Below are 16,616 nucleotides of genomic sequence, written 5' to 3'. Positions count from 1 at the left end.
GGTCTGTTAACCATGGGTGGCGATAAGCTCGACCGTCCGGCCCGCCTCGTCCCGAGACGGCCGGAGCGTGGAGCCGCCCAGAGTCCCGACCATGCGCGCCAAGCCTTCCCTTTGCGCCCGCTTCCTCGTTCTCGCAGGGGCGCTCGCTCTTCCAGTGGCGGCTGAGGCCGCGCCGCGGGCCCACAAGGCCAAGGCCGCGCCCGCGGGCGTCGCCGTCGATTACAGCGTCAACCTCGCCGGTATCACGATCGGCAACGCCCAGCTCACCGGCGCCTTCGACGGCCCGCGCTACCGCATGGACGTGTCGGCGGTGCTGACCGGCCTCGTCGGCGCGGTCACCGGCGGCCAGGGCTCGGCCCGCTCCTCCGGCAGCATCGCCGCGGCGCCGCTGCCGAGCGCCTTCTCGATCGCCACCCGCACCAGCAGCTCCGGCATCGCCGTGCGCATGGCGCTGGCCAACGGCAACGTCACCCAGGCCGAGATCACCCCGCCTCTGCTCGACACCGGCGACCGGGTGCCGGTCACCGCCGCGGCCAAGCGCGGCGTGATCGATCCGGCCAGCGCCCTGATGATGCCGGCCCGCGCCCGCGCCGACCTCACCGATCCGGAGAACTGCAACCGCACGCTCCCCGTCTTCGACGGCGCCACCCGCTTCAACGTGGTCCTGAGCTACGGCGAAACCCGCCAGGTGGAGAAGCCCGGCTACAGCGGCCCGGTGCTGGTCTGCAACGCCCGCTACGTCGCCATCGCCGGCCACCGGCCCGACCGGCCGGGGGTGAAGTTCATGGAAGAGAACCGCGACATGTCGGTCTGGCTCGCGCCGGTCGAGGGCACGCGTGTGCTGGTGCCGCTGCGGATTTCCGTGCGCACGACGCTCGGCACCAACATCATCGAGGCGACCCGCTGGACGCGGACGGGCACCGCGACCGCCACGGGCGGCGAGGCCCTGCCGGCCACGGTGGCCGATGCGAGCCTGTCGCAGCAGTAGTTTTTCGAACCGAGGGTCGGTTCGTTCCGGCGATCCCACTCTCGCCCTCATCCTGAGGTGCCGGCGCGCAGCGTCGGCCTCGAAGGGTGTTCCAGGGATCACGCGGTCTCTGGAGGATCCTTCGAGGCCCGCTGACGCGGGCACCCCAGGATGAGGGATTCGGGTTGGAGGCGCGAAATCGGACCGGTTCGTTGGCGGTCAGGAGGTTTGCCATGCGCCCATTCACGATCGCTGCAGCCTGCAAGAACCCCCTCCGCATCGCCGGCCTCGCCATCGCACTCCTCGCGTCCGGCACGTCACAGGCCGGCGGCCCGCTCACGACGGGTCCCGATTGCGGCCCGGACGCCTTCTCCTCGGCACAGGTCATCGAAGGCCACCCGCCCCGCCGCGGCCCGCTGACAGCGATGCCCGACACCCTCTGCACCGACCTGACGCCGCAGCAGCCCCAGCCCCGGATCGACATCTACGCCTATCCCGCGATCAATGCGCCGGCTGGCGCGCCGGGGCCGGGCGTCCCATATGAGGGAAGGCCGCCGCGGTTCGTCCCGTCCCGCTAGCGGCCGTTCTCCGCCGCAGGGTTTTTCCAGCCCGGCGGCCCTCCGCTCCGCCGCCGGCCCCCAGCGCCGCAGGGATCACTCCCTCCGCATGACGCTCCGCACCCTTCACCGCGAGGCCCGCGCGCGCGGCGTCACGGCGGTGCTCGGCCCGACGAATACGGGCAAGACCCACATGGCGATCGAGCGGATGCTGCTGCATCCGACCGGCATGATCGGACTGCCCCTGCGGCTCTTGGCCCGCGAGGTCTATCTGCGCGTCGTCGCCAAGGTCGGGTCCGAGAACGTCGCCCTCGTCACCGGCGAGGAGAAGATCAAGCCGGACCGGCCGCGCTACTGGATTTGCACCATCGAGGCGATGCCGCGCGACCTCGAAGTGGCCTTCGTGGCGATCGACGAGATCCAGCTCGCCGCCGACATGGACCGCGGCCACGTCTTCACCGACCGCCTGCTCTACCGTCGCGGGCGCGAGGAGACGCTGCTGATCGGCTCCTCGACCATGCTGCCGCTGGTGCAGGCGCTGATCCCCGGCGTCCAGACGACGACGCGGCCGCGCCTCTCAAGCCTCACCTTCGCGGGCGAAAAGAAGATCTCGCGGCTGCCCCATCGCACGGCGATCGTCGCTTTCTCGGCGGAAGAGGTCTACGCCATCGCCGAGCTGATCCGGCGCCAGCGCGGCGGCGCGGCAGTGGTGCTCGGCGCGCTCTCGCCCCGCACCCGCAATGCCCAGGTCGAGCTCTACCAGTCCGGCGAGGTCGATTACCTCGTGGCCACCGACGCGGTCGGGATGGGGCTCAACCTCGACGTCGATCACGTCGCCTTCGCGGCCAACTGGAAATACGACGGCACCCGCTTCCGCAAGCTGACGCCGGCCGAGATGGGCCAGATCGCCGGCCGTGCCGGCCGCCACATCGCCGACGGCACCTTCGGCTCCACCGGGCGCTGCCCGCCCTTCGAGCCGGAGATGGTCGAGGCGCTGGAGACGCACGACTTCGATCCGGTGCGGATGCTGCAATGGCGCAACCCGGACCTCGACTTCACGTCCCTCGAAAAGCTGCAGGCGAGCCTCGACGAGCACCCGCACGAGCAGGGCCTGACCCGCGCGCCGATGGGCGAGGACCAGCAGGCGCTCGAGATCCTGATGCGCGAGGACGACATCCGCGACATGGCCAAGGGGCCGGCGGCGGTGCGCCGCCTGTGGGACACCTGCGGCGTGCCGGACTACCGCAAGGTCCATCCGCAGACCCATGCCGACCTCGTGGCGCAGCTCTACCGCTTCCTCATGCGCGGTATGGCGGGGCGCATCCCCAACGATTGGTTCGCCCGCCACGTGGCGATGATCGACCGCACCGACGGCGACATCGACGCCCTATCCCAGCGCATCGCGCAGGGGCGCACCTGGACCTTCGTGGCGAATCGACCCGACTGGTTGCTCGATCCTCTGCATTGGCAGGGCGAGACGCGTCGGGTAGAGGACAGATTGTCCGACGCCCTGCACGAGCGCCTCGCGAGCCGCTTCGTCGACAGGCGCACCAGCGTCCTGATGCGGCGCTTGAGAGAGAAGACGATGCTGGAAGCCGAAATCACCTCCGGCGGTGACGTCACCGTCGAGGGTCAACATGTGGGCCGTCTTCACGGCTTCCAATTCGTGCCCGACCCCCAAGCCGAGGGCCACGAAGCCAAGACGCTGCGCTCCGCCGCCGACAAGGCGCTGGCCGGCGAGATCGAGGCGCGGGCGGACCGCTTCGCCTCGGCCGCCGACGCCGCGCTGGTGCTGTCGCATGACGGGGTCATCCGCTGGACTGGCGATCCGGTCGCCAAGCTGACGCCGGGCGACAAGCTGTTCGAGCCCGGCCTCCGCCTCATCGCCGACGACAGCCTCGCCGGCGCGTCGCGCGAGAAGGTCGAAACGCGGCTGTCCGCGTGGCTGCGCGCCCACGTCGTGCGCCTGCTCGGACCGCTGATGGAGATCGAGTCGGCTGCCGACCTCACGGGGCTCGCCCGCGGCATCGGCTACCAAGTGGTTGAGGCGCTCGGCGTGCTGGAGCGGGCCAAGGTGGCGCACGAGATGCGCAGCCTCGATCAGGACGGGCGCGCCAATCTCCGCCGCCACGGCGTCCGTTTCGGCGCCTACCACATCTTCCTGCCAGCGCTGCTGAAGCCGGCCCCGCGCACGCTCGCCGCCCAGCTCTGGGCGCTCAAGAGCGGCGGCCTCGACCAGCCGGGCCTCGACGAGATCGCGCATCTGGCGAGCTCCGGCCGCACCTCGATCAAGGTCGATCCCAGTATCGCCAAGGGCCTTTACCGCGCCGCCGGCTTCCGGGTCTGCGGTGAGCGGGCGGTGCGCGTCGACATCCTCGAGCGGCTCGCCGACCTGATCCGCCCGGCCATCGCCTACCGCCCCGGCACCACGCCCGGCGAACCGCCGGCCGGCACCGCCGACGGCGACGGATTCGTGGCCACCGTCAACATGACCTCGCTGGTCGGCTGCTCGGGCGAGGATTTCGCCTCGATCCTGAAGTCGCTCGGCTACGTGGCGCAGAACCGTCCCGGCCCGGCCATCACCGTACCGCTAGTCGCCGCTGCCCCGACCGTCCCCGCCGCGCGCGCCGCCGAGGCCGCGCCGGAGGAGACGGCCACGGACGCCTCGACCGGGGAAGCGGCTCAGGAAGCTGCGCCGGAGACGTCCGAGGGTGAGACCGCCGCCGAGCCGGCGAACGCATCCGCTGTCGAGCCGACTGCCGACGCAAGCGGCGAGGCCTCGACCGAGGCGGAGGCTCCCGAGGCCGAAGCGACTCCAGCTGAGCCGACGGATGCATCCGCCGAGGCGGAGGCTCCGGCGGACGAACCGGCACCGCCCGAAACCGCGACCGAGGACGCAGCTCCCGAGGCCGCGGCACCGGAAGCCTCCGCCCCGATGCCGGCCGAGACCGCAGCCGCCGCACAGGACGCAGCCGCGACCGGTGAGGTCGAGGCTGTCGACGCCGCCGATTCGGCACTCCCCACCGAGGAGGCCGCTGAAGCGCCCGCCGCCGAAACGACGGCCTCCGAGGCCGGCACCGAGCCGGCCGCGCCCGAGACCGTCGAGGTCTGGCACCTGCACCGTCCGCAGCGCCATTCCGGCCCGCGGCACGGCCGCGGCCAGGGACGCCAGGATGGGCGCCAGGACGGACGGCAAGAAGGGCGGCAAGAGGGACGGCCGGACGGTCGTCAGGATGGCCGCCAGGGCGAGCGCCGGGGCGATGGTCCGCGCCGTCCCCGCGAGGACCGTCCGGAGGGTGGACGTCCCGCCCGGGCCGAAGGCAGGGGTGACGGGCGCCGGGACGGCCAGGGGGAGGGCGGCCCGCGCCGCGATCATTCCGGCAACCGCACCCGGCCCGACCGCCGCGACGACAACCGCCGCCCGAACGCCGAGCCGCGCCCGCCGCGCCGCGAGCGCCAGCCCGATCCCGACTCGCCCTTCGCTGCACTCGCTGCCCTGAAGGCGAAGCTCGAAACCGACGGGGGCAAGCGCTGAGACCGCGTCTATCAGGGCCTCAATCGCCGGCGCCCGCCTCCGCGGGCTCGGGCTTACGCTCCGCTCGATGCTGATCAGGATCGGTGTCCTGATCAGCCCGCTCCGCGGGGCGCTCTCAGCGCCGCAAAGCCGCTCAAGCGGCTTTGAGCGACGGCTTCGGTCCCTTCTTCCGAGCGCGGAATGAGCGAGGGGCGCCAGCGCCTCGACAAGTGGCTGTGGTTCGCGCGCTTCGCGCGGACCCGCTCGATGGCGGCCCGGCTCGTCACCGACGGCCATGTCCGCGTGAACGGCACCCGCGCCGACGCGCCGGCCAAAGCGGTCCATTGCGGCGACGTGCTTACCGTCGCGGCCCCCCACGGCACGATGCTGGTCCGAGTGCTCGATCTCGGCGAGCGCCGCGGCGGCGCTCCCGAGGCGCAGCGGCTCTATGAACCCGTCGGCGAAGACGCCTCCTGAGCCCTCGAGCGCGGCAATTCTCTCTCTCGGCACACCTGCCGCTTGATCATCGTCGCGCAAGCCTCTAAGCGGACCGCGCCTTTAGTGTCTCTCACAAAACTCCCGCTGCGCCGTCGCGGCCAGAAGGAGGACTCCCGAGACCCGGGAGTTTTGCGAGGCACTCTTACGCCCGGCTCATGCCCGGTCCCGCGGTAGGATTGCACGATGGCCAAGGAAAAGTTCACCCGTTCGAAGCCGCACTGCAACATCGGCACGATCGGACACGTCGATCACGGCAAGACGTCGCTGACGGCGGCGATCACGAAGGTTCTGGCGGAGTCGGGCGGGGCGACCTTCACGGCCTACGACCAGATCGACAAGGCCCCCGAGGAGAAGGCGCGCGGTATCACGATCTCGACCGCCCACGTCGAGTACGAGACCACCAACCGCCACTACGCCCACGTCGACTGCCCCGGCCACGCCGACTACGTGAAGAACATGATCACCGGTGCCGCCCAGATGGACGGCGCGATCCTGGTCGTGTCCGCCGCCGACGGCCCGATGCCGCAGACCCGCGAGCACATCCTGCTCGCCCGTCAGGTCGGCGTGCCGGCGCTCGTCGTGTTCCTCAACAAGGTCGACATGGTCGATGACGAGGAGCTCCTTGAGCTCGTCGAGCTCGAGGTGCGCGAGCTTCTCTCGAAGTACGACTTCCCCGGCGACGACATCCCGATCACCAAGGGCTCGGCCCTGATGGCGCTCGAGGACAAGGAGCCGAAGATCGGCCGCGACGCCGTGCTGAAGCTGATGGAGACGGTCGACGCCTACATCCCGCAGCCGGAGCGTCCGATCGACATGCCGTTCCTGATGCCGATCGAGGACGTGTTCTCGATCTCGGGCCGCGGCACGGTGGTGACGGGTCGCGTCGAGCGCGGCATCGTCAAGGTCGGCGAGACGGTCGAGATCGTCGGCATCCGTCCGACCACGACGACGACGGTGACCGGCGTCGAGATGTTCCGCAAGCTGCTCGACCAGGGCCAGGCGGGCGACAACGTCGGCGTGCTGCTGCGCGGCACGAAGCGCGAGGATGTCGAGCGCGGCCAGGTCGTGTGCAAGCCGGGTTCGGTGAAGCCGCACCAGAAGTTCAAGGCCGAGGCCTACATCCTGACGAAGGAAGAGGGCGGCCGCCACACGCCGTTCTTCACCAACTACCGCCCGCAGTTCTACTTCCGCACCACGGACGTGACCGGGGTGTGCACGCTGCCCGAGGGCACCGAGATGGTGATGCCGGGCGACAACGTGACCATGGACGTCGAGCTGATCGTGCCGGTGGCCATGGAAGAGAAGCTGCGCTTCGCCATCCGCGAAGGCGGCCGTACCGTCGGTGCCGGCGTCGTCGCCGCCATCAACGACTGATCTTTTTTGGATTGAGGCGCACGAGCATCGCTCGTGCGCCTTCCCGTCGAGATCTTCGATGAAAAGGGTCGGCACCATGCCGGCCCTTTTTTCGTCCCGCCCGCCGCCACACGAGGATCACGCCTGCCTCGCAGACGAAGCAGGCGATCCGCGCCTGCGCCGCCGGTCCCTCCGGCAGCGGCATCGCTCATGTTCGGGGCGGAGACGGCCCCTGCGAACCAGTCTGCGATCACGGCCGGTTACAATCCGCCGCTCACCCGCGCTCAACGAGGGCGGCCGGACAGCGGCCGCACCCGCCGCTGCATTTCCGCGGAAGCGGCGAGAGCCGCGCCGAGGCTGGCGGCGGCCGCATCCTCGGCGAGCCCGCGCGCGAGGCCGTACGGCGCGCCCGCGCCGGAGCCCCGCGCGGCTCGGCCGAGCAGCGTGCCGGCGAGGGCACCCGCGACGCCGGCGAGTGCGCCGGCCTCGGGCGACACCCGCCGACCGGCCAGCATCCAGCCGCCGACCGCACCGATCGCGAGCCGGACTGCGAAGGAGGGCGGAACGCGCCGGTCAGGGGCGAACGGCATCTTGTCTCCGGCCATCTCGGCCAAAGCCGCCGTCGTGGCGACGACGCGCGCGACGGGCCCCGAGGGAATCGAAGCGCTCCGCGTTCGCCCGCGCGAGGCGGCCCAGCTCAGTGCGGCGCAGGCCGACATCGTGCGAAGCCCCGCCACGAATCCGATCCCGAACGCGCTGCCATACTCTCGCATCGTGCCTGCCCCTGGCCGAAGGGAATTTCGGTTCCGGCAGGGCAAGACGGCAGAGCTGGCCGGTGTTCCGGCCAGCCATGCCGGAACTGCGGGACCCGAAATCGCCGTCGCGAACGGCGCCGGACCGCACAGGGAGCCGCCGGCCGGTTCGAGCGTTGACGGCAACCATCATGAAATCGCGGCGGTCGAGCCTCCCTGGCTCCCGACCGCGAGCGCGTCGGCCACCGCGTTCGCCCCGTTCGCGTGAGGCCGGCGCGTCCCGCTTCGCCCCGGCCCCGCGACCGGTCGGCTCGGGGTTTGGGTGAAGGGCGCCCAGTTCTCGCAGGAGATCGAGTGGCGGCCCAATCTGCTCGCCAATCTCTGGCACAACCTCCGCGAGGTCGGCAGAGTCCGCTTCGAGAACATCCCGATCGCCACACGGCTCGGCGGCACCTCGATCGAGGTCGGGCTGCGCGTGACGTGGTGACCGCTGTGGAACGACCGCCCGACTGATCGGATCAGGCGAGGGCATCGTCCCGAAAGCTAGCCTCCCGCTTTTGGGACGATGCACAATCCGGCCGTCCTCCACCTGATCTCCGACGAAGACACTGCCGCATTCGGCAATCATCGGATCCGATCCTGCCGCTGCGTCGGATACCCGACCCTTGCGCCGCCGCGGCACCGTCCGCGCGGACTGCCCGGAACATGAGCACAGAGCACGCGTTCACTGCGCAATTCTTCAACATCCACTCGCCAACAGGGCTACCCCATGCGCGACCTCAACACGTCGAACGGCCGTGCTATGCTCAATCGACGCAAGCGTAACGGTGAAACGATGCCCGCAATGCATGTCGCCGGACGGGCGAATTCATGTCCAGTCGAAACTGCGGGCCACACGGCTCATGGGAAGCCGTGCTCGCCGGTCAAACGAGTCTCACCGACAAGCGACTTCGAGGGGTTCGGCTCGTTCTCGAGCTGAGCGCCACCCTTTCCCACGCGCACGGCGCGGAGATCACCCGACAACGAGTCGGATGAACGCTGTTTCGTCAGCAAAGAAAAATCCCGCACCTTCGACAAGGTACGGGATCAAAACTTTAGAAAACCACAGATCTCAATCGCTCAGAGATCAGATGGTGCCCAGGAAAGGACTCGAACCTTCACCTCTTGCAAGACTGGTACCTGAAACCAGCGCGTCTACCAATTCCGCCACCTGGGCGCCGGACCGTTTCCGGTCGGCGATGGGGTTCGTTTAGGCGGCGGCGGCGAAGGCGTCAATCGCTGTTTCGCTGCCGCCAGCCAAAAATCCCGATCGAAGCGTTCGCGCGGCGCGGGGGTCACACACCCGCGCCGCGTGCTGCGATCAGGCTCAGTTGCGCCACTCGCGGATATCGACGAAGCGGCCGGCCACCGCCGCCGCCGCCGCCATCGCCGGGGAGACGAGATGGGTGCGGCCGCGCGGGCCCTGGCGGCCCTCGAAGTTGCGGTTCGAGGTCGAGGCGCAGCGCTCACCGGGCCTGAGCTTGTCCGGGTTCATGCCCAGGCACATCGAGCAGCCGGGCTCGCGCCAGTCGAAGCCCGCATCCTTCAGGATGCGGTCGATCCCCTCGGCCTCGGCCTGCGCCTTCACCAGGCCGGAGCCGGGCACCACCATCGCCGAGACGCCGTCATGGACCTTGCGGCCCTCGACCATCTTGGCGACGATCCGCAGATCCTCGATCCGGCCGTTGGTGCAGGAGCCGATGAACACCCGGTCGAGCGTGACGTCGGTCATCCGCGTGCCCGGCGTCAGGCCCATATAGGCGAGCGCCTTCTCCTTGGACTGCCGCTTGTTCTCGTCGGCGATCTGCGCCGGGTCAGGCACCGTGCCGAGAATTGAGACGATATCCTCCGGCGACGTGCCCCAGGAGACCAGCGGGGGGAGGTTCGCCGCGTCGAGACGGATCTCGCGGTCGAAATGCGCGCCCTCGTCGCTGACGAGGCTCTCCCAGTAGCGGCGGGCGGCGTCGAACGCCGCGCCCTTGGGCGCCTTCGGGCGGTCCTTGACGTAGGCGTAGGTGGTCTCGTCGGGGGCGACCATGCCAGCGCGCGCGCCGCCCTCGATCGACATGTTGCAGATCGTCATCCGGCCCTCCATCGAGAGGGCGCGGATCGCCTCGCCGGCATACTCGATGACGTGGCCGGTGCCGCCGGCGGTGCCGATCTCGCCGATGATGGCGAGCACGATGTCCTTCGCGCTCACGCCTGGCGGCAGAGTGCCGTCGACGGTGACGCGCATGTTCTTGGCCTTGCGCTGGATCAGCGTCTGCGTGGCGAGCACGTGCTCGACTTCCGAGGTGCCGATGCCGTGGGCCAGTGCGCCGAAGGCGCCGTGGGTGGAGGTGTGGGAATCGCCGCAGACGATCGTCTGGCCCGGCAGGGTGAAGCCCTGCTCCGGCCCGATGATGTGGACGATGCCCTGGCGCCGGTCGAGGGCGTCGTAGAACTCGATGCCGAAGTCGCGCACGTTCTCGGCGAGCGCCTCGAGCTGGGTGCGGCTCTCGGGATCCTCGATGCCCTTGGAGCGGTCCGAGGTCTGGACGTTGTGATCGACCACCGCCAGCGTCTTGTGCGGCGCGCGTACCTTTCGGCCGGCCACGCGAAGCCCCTCGAACGCCTGGGGGCTCGTCACCTCGTGCACGAGGTGGCGGTCGATGTAGAGGAGGGCGGAGCCATCCGGCTCGACATCGACGACGTGGTCGTCCCAGATCTTGTCGTAGAGGGTGCGCGGCGCGGTCATGGTGCAGCTATTCTGACGGGTTGAAGGCTCCATCGCGGACAATGCCCCGGTCGGGCCGCGAACCGTGCGGCCGGATCGTGGGGAACATCCGGAAGACCTCTTGTGTAATGCGCCGAGGGCGATTTCGAAAGGGCGGCGGCGCACATGACACTTTTGCTGCCGGATCGCCCCGTCGGCCGGCCGCGACTGGACCGGCGCGCGGCGCGGCGGTACTCCCGCTCTATCCTTTGTTGACCTTTCGCTCCCTCGACCTTCGGGAGGCCGTGAGCCGGTGCCGCCAGCCGAGACCCCCGACATCCTGCTGATCCGGCAGACCCGCCCCGACGTCGCCGAGCGGCTCGCCGAGCGCTTCCGCCTGCATCGAATCGAGGAGACCCCCGACCGCGCGGCGTTCCTCGACACCGTGGGCCCCCGCATCCGGGCGCTCGCGGTCGGCGCCATGTGCCCGATCGATGCCGCGCTGTTCGACCGGCTGCCGCGGCTCGAGATCGTGGCGAGCTTCGGCGTCGGCTACGACACCATCGACGTGGGCGAGGCGCATCGCCGCGGCATCGTCGTCACCCACACGCCGGACGTGCTCTCGGACGAGGTGGCCGACCTCGCGCTCGGCCTGCTGCTCGCCACCCTCCGCCGGATCCCGCAGGCGGACCGCTACCTGCGCGCCGGTCGCTGGCGGGAGGGCAGCTTCCCGCTTACCACCAGCCTCAGGGAGCGCCGGGTCGGAATCCTCGGGCTCGGGCGGATCGGCCGGGCGATCGCCCGCCGCCTCGAAGGGTTCGGGGTCACCATCGCCTATCACGGCCGGACGCCTCAGGACGGCGTGCCTTATGCCTATCACGACAGCCTGCTTGGTCTGGCGCGGGCGGTCGACACCCTGATCGTGGCCGCCCCCGGTGGCCCGGGCACCAACGGGATCGTCGATGCCGGGGTGCTTGCGGCGCTCGGGGCGGACGGCATCGTCGTCAACATCGCCCGCGGCAGCGTCATCGACGAGGCGGCGCTGATCGCGGCGCTCCAATCCGGGACGATCCTCGGCGCGGGGCTCGACGTGTTCGAGAACGAGCCGCACGCGCCGCAGGCCCTGATCGATCTCGATCAGACGGTGCTGCTGCCGCATGTCGGCTCGGGCTCGCACCACACCCGCGCGGCGATGGGCCGGCTGCTCACCGACAACCTGTTCTCCTGGTTCGACGGCAAGGGGCCGGTGACGCCGGTGCCGGAAACGCCCTGGAAGGGCCAGCGATGAAGGGCCCGACGATGACGCGCATGGCTGTCGCGGGGGCGCTGGCCGCGGCCCTGACCGTGCTGGCGGCGGGCGCAGCCCCGGCACAGGAGAGCCCGCCGGCCCCGGAACCGCCTCCTGCGGCGACGCCGGCGGAGAATGGCGGAACGCCGCCCGGCCTCGCGACGCTGCCGACCACCCTGGCGGGTGCGGCGGGCAGCTGGGACCTCTCCCTCGACGGCGGGCGGCGGCGCTGCGTGCTGACGCTCGCCCTCGAGGCGGGCCCGAGCGGACGCGTGGCGCGGTTTCCTGCCGGCTGCCGCCGAGCCCTGCCGCTGATGGCCGGTATCGGCGGCTGGCTGTTCACCGACGAAGGCTTGCGCCTCGTGGATCGGAACTTGCGGCCGGTGCTGGCCTTCGCCCGAAGCCCCGACGGGATGAGCCTCGGCGCCACCGCCGAGAACGGCGAGCGCTACAACCTCGTGCCACTTCAAATCGCGGCGATGCAGCCGCCCGCCGCCCCCGGCACGGCCACCGTCGCGCCCGCGGCGCAGGGCGAGGCGACGGAGAAGCCGGCCGAGCTGCCAGGGCCAGGACCGGCGCTTGGCCTCTACGCCCTCGATCGCGCCGAGCAGAAGGATGTCTGCCGTCTGGAATTTTCGGCACCCGTCGAGGCCGGGAAGGACACGGCCCCCGTGCGGGTTCTGCCGGATTGCCGCGACAGCGGGATCACCGTGTTCGATCCGGTGAGCTGGCGCTTTGCCAACGGCCACCTGACGCTGAAGGCGCGGCGCGGCCACGCGGTGAACCTCGTGGCGATCGGGGAGGGACGCTGGCGCCGCGACCCCGAGATCGGCGCGTCGCTCGTGCTCAGGAAGGTCGAGCCGTAGGGCATCGTCCCAGAAGGGGGCACCGACTTTCTGAACGGTACTTTGGGGCGTCAGGCTCAGAACAGCGGCCGCAGGACGAGGTGCAGCCCGAGGCCCAGGAGGCCGACGAAGAAGCAGCGGCGAAAGACCCGCTCGCTCACCCGGCCCCGCACCCAACCGCCCAGCGCCATGCCGATGAGGGCCGGCACGAGGGCGATGAGGGAGGTGCCGGCGACGCCGAGCGAGAGGGCACCGCCGCCGGCCAACGCCACGGCCAGCGCCACGGTGGAGACGGTGAAGGACAGCCCCAGCGCCTGGATCAGGTCGTCCTTGGTCAGGCCGAGCGCTCCGAGATAGGGCGCGGAGGGGAACGAGGAGACCGCGGTCGCCGCCGTCACCAGTCCCGTCGCGGCGCCGACGAGCGGTCCGAGCCAGCGCTCCGCGGCGGGCGGAACGTGAAGCCGGAGCGCGGCGAGCCCGACCACGGCGTAGGCGATCAGGGCAAGGCCGAGGAAGACCGTGGCCTCGGCACCGTAATTCCCGTGCAGGATCCCCGCCGCGACCAGGGTGCCGACCACGCTCGCCGCCAGCATCGGCCAGAGCCGGCGCACCAGCGTGCCGAAGCGCGGACCCGCCGCGAGCTGCCAGACATTGGTGACGAAGGCCGGCACGACGAGAAGCGCCGCCGCCTGCACCGGTGCCATGACGAGGCTGAGCAGGCCCATCGCGACGGGCGGCAGGCCGAGCCCGACCATGCCCTTGACGAAGCCCGCGAGCAGGAAGGCCGAGGCCGCCACCGCGAGGGGGAGGGGGTCCATGGAGAAGGACATGCGCGTGTTCTGATTTCCGAGGCGTGGTTCAATCGTGGAGCAGCATGTCGCGCAAGCTGGCCTGCCGGGCAGCGTCCGCCTCGGCCTCCGTCGGCGGCGCGGGAGCGGGCGCGGCGATGGCGGCCGGCCGGAGCGTCGCTGCCGGCGGGTCGAAGCTGCGCGAGACCGCATCCGAGCGGGCGATGGCGACCAGCGCCGTCACGGCCGCGAGGAGAAGGGCAGCCGTTTCGAGCCGGGCATCGCCCGAGCGGGTCGTGGTTCGTATGTCCCGTGCCATGGCCTCAGTTTCGCAGCGTGACGGCACGCGACAATGCGGAAGTTGCTGCAGACAGCCTTCGGCCGAGCCGAAGCCTCTGCGATGCGGGGGCCTTGCCGTGCGAAGTGGCCTCGCCGACGATGGCGCCATGCGCTTCGACCTCACCGATCTGCGGCTGTTCCTCCACGTCGTCGAGGCGGAGAGCATCACTCGCGGCGCCGAGCGGGCCGGTCTCGCGCTCGCCTCGGCAAGCGAGCGCATCCGCGGCATGGAGGCGGATGGCGGCGTGCCCCTGCTGGAGCGCCATGCCCGCGGGGTGCGGCCGACGCCGGCCGGGCTTGCCGTGGCGCATCACGCCCGGCTCGTGCTCGGCCAGCTCGAACAGATGCGCGGCGAACTCGGCCAGTACGCCCACGGCCTGCGCGGCCATGTCCGGCTATTGTCGATCACCGCGGCGGTCGCCGCCTTCCTGCCCGACGCGCTGTCGGGCTTCCTCGCCGCGTATCCGAGCGTCGATATCGATCTGGAGGAGCGCACCAGCCGCGAGACCGTCGATGCCCTGGCCGGGGGGCTTGCCGATATCGGCATCGTCGCCGACACGACCGATCTCGGGGCGCTCGAAACCGTGCCGCTCCACCTCGACCGGATCGTCCTCGTCGTGCCGGTGGATCATGCCCTGGCGCAGCGCAGCGGCGTCGCGTTCCGGGAGGTGCTGGACGAGCCCCTGGTCGGCCTCAGCCATGGGCGCGCGCTGCAGGCGCATCTGGCGACCCACGCCGCCCGCGCCGGCCGGCCGTTCAAGCTTCGGGTGCGGCTGAACGGGCTCGACGCGGTGTGCCGCATGGTCGAGCGGGGCGTCGGCGTGGCGATCGTGCCCGAGGCGGCGGCGCGGCGCGCCGCCGAGACGCTGGCGATCCGCGCGATCCCGATCGACGAGCCCTGGGCTTTGCGCCGCCTCAGCCTCTGCGCCCGCAGCTTCGCGGCGCTGCCGCCACATGCCCGCCAGCTCGCCGAGCACCTGGTCGCCCATCTCGGCGCGATCGAGAGTCCGGGGTTCGAAAGGACAAGTCCTTTCGCGGGTCCGGAGCAGAGCCCTGGATGATGCCGGGGCTCTGCCCCAGCACCCCGCCAAAGGAATGATCCCTTTGGAAATCCGTCCTTGCGGGTCAGGCGAGGCGTTCGACCGAGACCGGATGGCGCGGGACGCCCTGCCGCTCGTAGGCGGACAGGTTCTCGATGGTGGTCGCCGCGATCGCCGCCAGCGCCTCGGCGGTGAAGAAGGCCTGATGGCCCGTCACGAGCACGTTCGGGAAGGTGAGCAGGCGCGCGAAGACGTCGTCCCGGATGATCTGGTTCGACAGATCCTCGAAGAACAGGCCGCCTTCCTCCTCGTAGACGTCGAGGCCGAGATGGCCGATGGCGCCCGACTTCAAACCCTCGATCAGCGCGGCGGTATCGACCAGCGCGCCGCGCCCGGTGTTGATCAGCATCACGCCGCGCTTCATCCGGGCCAGCGCGGCCCGGTCGATCATGTGGTGCGTGTCGGGCGTCAGCGGGCAGTGCAGGGAGACGATGTCCGCATCGGCCAGGAGCCGGTCGAGGCTCACCGCCTGCGCACCGAAGGCGGCGATTTCGGCCGAGGGCCGAGGATCGTAGGCCAGCACGCGGCAGCCGAAGCCGGCAAGGATACGTGCGACGGCAACGCCGATGTTGCCGGTGCCGACGATGCCGGCCGTGCGCCCCTTCAGATTGAAGCCCAAAAGTCCTTCGAGCGCGAAGTTCCCCTCACGGACACGGGCATAGGCCCGCTGGATATTGCGGTTGAGCGCGAGGATCAGGGCGACCGTGTGCTCGGCGATCGAATCCGGCGAGTAGGCCGGCACGCGGCCGACCACGATGCCGAGCTGCGCGGCGGCCGCGAGATCGACGTTGTTGAAGCCGGCACTGCGCAACGCCACCATCCGAGTGCCGGAGGCGGCCAGCACCTCCAGCACGGGCCGGTCGAGCACGTCGTTGACGAAGACGCAAACGGCCGCGGCTCCCTGTCCCAGAGGAGCGCTCTCGCGGGCCAGCCGCGCTTCGAGGTAGCGCAGGCGGTGCGGCCCGCCAGCCGCCGCGTTGGCCTCATCGAGGAAGCGCCGGTCATAGGCCTTGGTGCTGAAGATCGTAACGTCCATTCCGCCTCATCTCGCATGCGCCGATCCGCCCGATGATCGCCCATCCGCGTGGCGGACGCCCCGTCAAACAGCAAGCCGGCTCAGGGCGGCGGCACCGGCGCGGCCGCGGGAGCCCGCTGGGGTCCTCGGCCTCGGCTACACGAAGCCTTCCTCGACTAGGCGGCTTCCCGCCGAGGTGATCTCGTGCCGCTGCCCTGAGCCGCCGACGACGCGGCACCAGCTCTCCGCGACGAGCACGGCCTCGACGCCGTTCGACCGGAGGCGGTAGGCGAAGCCGCCATACATGCCGGGCACGGCAAACCAGACCGGCTCGTCGCCCGGCACTTCCAGCAGCGGCCCCAGTTCGGGGAGCCGGAGGCTGGCCTTGCGAACGAGGTCGTCGGCCCGGCCGCGGATGACGGCGTGGAAATGGGCCTGCATCGACGCGAGGATACCGGCCGGCACGCGGCGGCACAGCACCGGGCGCAGGATCTCGGCGGCGCGCCCGTAGCCGCACCGCTCCGCCACGTCGACGGGCCGCTCGCCGCGCGCGTTCAAGAGCATCCGCCAGGCACCCAGGCCGATCAGCGCCTCCAGAACGGCGGGCGGCGCATTTCCGTGCGCGGCCTGATGCAGGGGCGCGAACAGCGAGGCGCCGCCGAGCCGCGTCGTATTCACGAGGTCGGGGTGTGCGCGCAGCAGGGCCAGCACCGTCGACCAGTCATAGGCTTTGGCGGCATCGGCCAGCCGATGCCGCTCGGCCGCGATTTCCGCGTTCACCACACCGTCGATGGTGATGCCGTCCCAGACCAGCGACATGGTTCGCCCTCGCGCATCCGAGCCGCCATCATGCCGGCCGGAGGGCG

At 70.8% G+C, this 16,616-nt stretch carries 16 protein-coding genes and 1 tRNA gene; 10 read left to right on the top strand and 7 right to left on the bottom strand.

Annotation, left to right across the window (positions count from 1 at the left end; genetic code table 11):
- Window positions 1-91 precede the first annotated feature (91 nt).
- The 5 genes from LPC10_RS22380 to tuf all read left to right on the top strand — a co-directional run bounded on the left by LPC10_RS22380 (window position 92) and on the right by tuf (window position 6,910).
- Window positions 92-988: a DUF3108 domain-containing protein gene (locus tag LPC10_RS22380; protein WP_231344441.1), complete on the top strand. Its 897-nt coding sequence runs from the start codon at window positions 92-94 to the stop codon at window positions 986-988.
- 212 nt (window positions 989-1,200) lie between these two features.
- The gene (locus LPC10_RS22375; protein ID WP_231344440.1) at window positions 1,201-1,545 is read left to right on the top strand and encodes a hypothetical protein; all 345 of its coding nucleotides are present in this window, start codon (window positions 1,201-1,203) and stop codon (window positions 1,543-1,545) included.
- An 88-nt stretch (window positions 1,546-1,633) separates the two neighbouring features.
- Complete coding sequence (locus LPC10_RS22370) at window positions 1,634-5,059, top strand: helicase-related protein (RefSeq protein ID WP_231344439.1); 3,426 nt, start codon at window positions 1,634-1,636, stop codon at window positions 5,057-5,059.
- Window positions 5,060-5,239: 180 nt separating this feature from the next.
- Complete coding sequence (locus LPC10_RS22365; protein ID WP_231344438.1) at window positions 5,240-5,515, top strand: RNA-binding S4 domain-containing protein; 276 nt, start codon at window positions 5,240-5,242, stop codon at window positions 5,513-5,515.
- A gap of 204 nt (window positions 5,516-5,719) precedes the next feature.
- Entirely contained in the window at window positions 5,720-6,910 is a 1,191-nt protein-coding gene (tuf, locus tag LPC10_RS22360; protein ID WP_096487202.1) for an elongation factor Tu, read from the top strand.
- Between the two features lie 263 nt (window positions 6,911-7,173).
- On the opposite strand, the gene LPC10_RS22355 is transcribed toward tuf, so the two are convergent.
- On the bottom strand, window positions 7,174-7,548 hold the full coding sequence (locus LPC10_RS22355; protein WP_231347124.1) for a hypothetical protein: 375 nt from the start codon (window positions 7,546-7,548) through the stop codon (window positions 7,174-7,176).
- On the opposite strand from LPC10_RS22355, the gene LPC10_RS22350 reads away from it, so the two are divergent.
- On the top strand, window positions 7,481-7,909 hold the full coding sequence (locus LPC10_RS22350) for a hypothetical protein (protein WP_231347149.1): 429 nt from the start codon (window positions 7,481-7,483) through the stop codon (window positions 7,907-7,909). The two genes, LPC10_RS22355 and LPC10_RS22350, sit on opposite strands and share 68 nt — an antisense overlap.
- A 54-nt stretch (window positions 7,910-7,963) precedes the next feature.
- The gene (locus LPC10_RS22345; RefSeq protein ID WP_231344437.1) at window positions 7,964-8,128 is read left to right on the top strand and encodes a hypothetical protein; all 165 of its coding nucleotides are present in this window, start codon (window positions 7,964-7,966) and stop codon (window positions 8,126-8,128) included.
- 644 nt (window positions 8,129-8,772) lie between these two features.
- Here the strand turns inward: LPC10_RS22345 and LPC10_RS22340 are convergent.
- A tRNA-Leu gene (locus tag LPC10_RS22340) sits at window positions 8,773-8,857 on the bottom strand.
- A 150-nt stretch (window positions 8,858-9,007) separates the two neighbouring features.
- Window positions 9,008-10,417 (bottom strand): 3-isopropylmalate dehydratase large subunit, encoded by a 1,410-nt coding sequence (gene leuC, locus LPC10_RS22335; RefSeq protein WP_231344436.1) that lies wholly within the window; start codon window positions 10,415-10,417, stop codon window positions 9,008-9,010.
- Window positions 10,418-10,688: 271 nt separating this feature from the next.
- Between leuC and LPC10_RS22330 the strand changes: the two genes are divergently transcribed.
- Together LPC10_RS22330 and LPC10_RS22325 are read left to right on the top strand one after the other, a co-directional pair.
- The gene (locus LPC10_RS22330; protein ID WP_231344435.1) at window positions 10,689-11,663 is read left to right on the top strand and encodes a 2-hydroxyacid dehydrogenase; all 975 of its coding nucleotides are present in this window, start codon (window positions 10,689-10,691) and stop codon (window positions 11,661-11,663) included.
- Window positions 11,660-12,529, top strand: coding sequence for an AprI/Inh family metalloprotease inhibitor (locus LPC10_RS22325; RefSeq protein WP_231344434.1), 870 nt, complete (start codon window positions 11,660-11,662; stop codon window positions 12,527-12,529). Before LPC10_RS22330 ends, LPC10_RS22325 begins: the two co-directional genes overlap by 4 nt.
- Window positions 12,530-12,585: 56 nt before the next feature.
- Here the strand turns inward: LPC10_RS22325 and LPC10_RS22320 are convergent, their stop codons facing one another.
- Together LPC10_RS22320 and LPC10_RS22315 are read right to left on the bottom strand one after the other, a co-directional pair.
- Window positions 12,586-13,338 (bottom strand): sulfite exporter TauE/SafE family protein, encoded by a 753-nt coding sequence (locus LPC10_RS22320; protein ID WP_231344433.1) that lies wholly within the window; start codon window positions 13,336-13,338, stop codon window positions 12,586-12,588.
- Window positions 13,339-13,366: 28 nt separating this feature from the next.
- Complete coding sequence (locus LPC10_RS22315) at window positions 13,367-13,615, bottom strand: hypothetical protein (RefSeq protein ID WP_231344432.1); 249 nt, start codon at window positions 13,613-13,615, stop codon at window positions 13,367-13,369.
- A gap of 127 nt (window positions 13,616-13,742) precedes the next feature.
- Here LPC10_RS22315 and LPC10_RS22310 point away from each other — a divergent pair, with 127 nt between their 5' ends.
- Complete coding sequence (locus LPC10_RS22310) at window positions 13,743-14,696, top strand: LysR substrate-binding domain-containing protein (protein ID WP_231344431.1); 954 nt, start codon at window positions 13,743-13,745, stop codon at window positions 14,694-14,696.
- 64 nt (window positions 14,697-14,760) lie between these two features.
- Here LPC10_RS22310 and LPC10_RS22305 read toward each other — a convergent pair whose 3' ends face one another.
- On the bottom strand, window positions 14,761-15,771 hold the full coding sequence (locus LPC10_RS22305) for a 2-hydroxyacid dehydrogenase (protein WP_231344430.1): 1,011 nt from the start codon (window positions 15,769-15,771) through the stop codon (window positions 14,761-14,763).
- A gap of 135 nt (window positions 15,772-15,906) precedes the next feature.
- Window positions 15,907-16,569: an ankyrin repeat domain-containing protein gene (locus tag LPC10_RS22300; RefSeq protein WP_231344429.1), complete on the bottom strand. Its 663-nt coding sequence runs from the start codon at window positions 16,567-16,569 to the stop codon at window positions 15,907-15,909.
- Window positions 16,570-16,616: the final 47 nt, after the last annotated feature.

It is taken from the genome of Methylorubrum sp. B1-46 (assembly GCF_021117295.1).
GTDB lineage: Bacteria > Pseudomonadota > Alphaproteobacteria > Rhizobiales > Beijerinckiaceae > Methylobacterium.
This window is presented reverse-complemented; position numbering and strand designations above follow the sequence as displayed.

Excerpts from the sequence above, each read along its gene's own strand:
- LPC10_RS22380 (WP_231344441.1), top strand. The coding sequence starts at position 92 with ATGCGCGCCAAGCCTTCCCTTTGCGCCCGCTTCCTCGTTCTCGCAGGG.
- LPC10_RS22300 (WP_231344429.1), bottom strand. The coding sequence starts at position 16,569 with ATGTCGCTGGTCTGGGACGGCATCACCATCGACGGTGTGGTGAACGCG.
- LPC10_RS22320 (WP_231344433.1), bottom strand. The coding sequence starts at position 13,338 with ATGTCCTTCTCCATGGACCCCCTCCCCCTCGCGGTGGCGGCCTCGGCC.
- LPC10_RS22310 (WP_231344431.1), top strand. The coding sequence starts at position 13,743 with ATGCGCTTCGACCTCACCGATCTGCGGCTGTTCCTCCACGTCGTCGAG.
- LPC10_RS22325 (WP_231344434.1), top strand. The coding sequence starts at position 11,660 with ATGAAGGGCCCGACGATGACGCGCATGGCTGTCGCGGGGGCGCTGGCC.
- leuC (WP_231344436.1), bottom strand. The coding sequence starts at position 10,417 with ATGACCGCGCCGCGCACCCTCTACGACAAGATCTGGGACGACCACGTC.
- tuf (WP_096487202.1), top strand. The coding sequence starts at position 5,720 with ATGGCCAAGGAAAAGTTCACCCGTTCGAAGCCGCACTGCAACATCGGC.
- LPC10_RS22375 (WP_231344440.1), top strand. The coding sequence starts at position 1,201 with ATGCGCCCATTCACGATCGCTGCAGCCTGCAAGAACCCCCTCCGCATC.
- LPC10_RS22365 (WP_231344438.1), top strand. The coding sequence starts at position 5,240 with ATGAGCGAGGGGCGCCAGCGCCTCGACAAGTGGCTGTGGTTCGCGCGC.
- LPC10_RS22305 (WP_231344430.1), bottom strand. The coding sequence starts at position 15,771 with ATGGACGTTACGATCTTCAGCACCAAGGCCTATGACCGGCGCTTCCTC.
- LPC10_RS22315 (WP_231344432.1), bottom strand. The coding sequence starts at position 13,615 with ATGGCACGGGACATACGAACCACGACCCGCTCGGGCGATGCCCGGCTC.
- LPC10_RS22370 (WP_231344439.1), top strand. The coding sequence starts at position 1,634 with ATGACGCTCCGCACCCTTCACCGCGAGGCCCGCGCGCGCGGCGTCACG.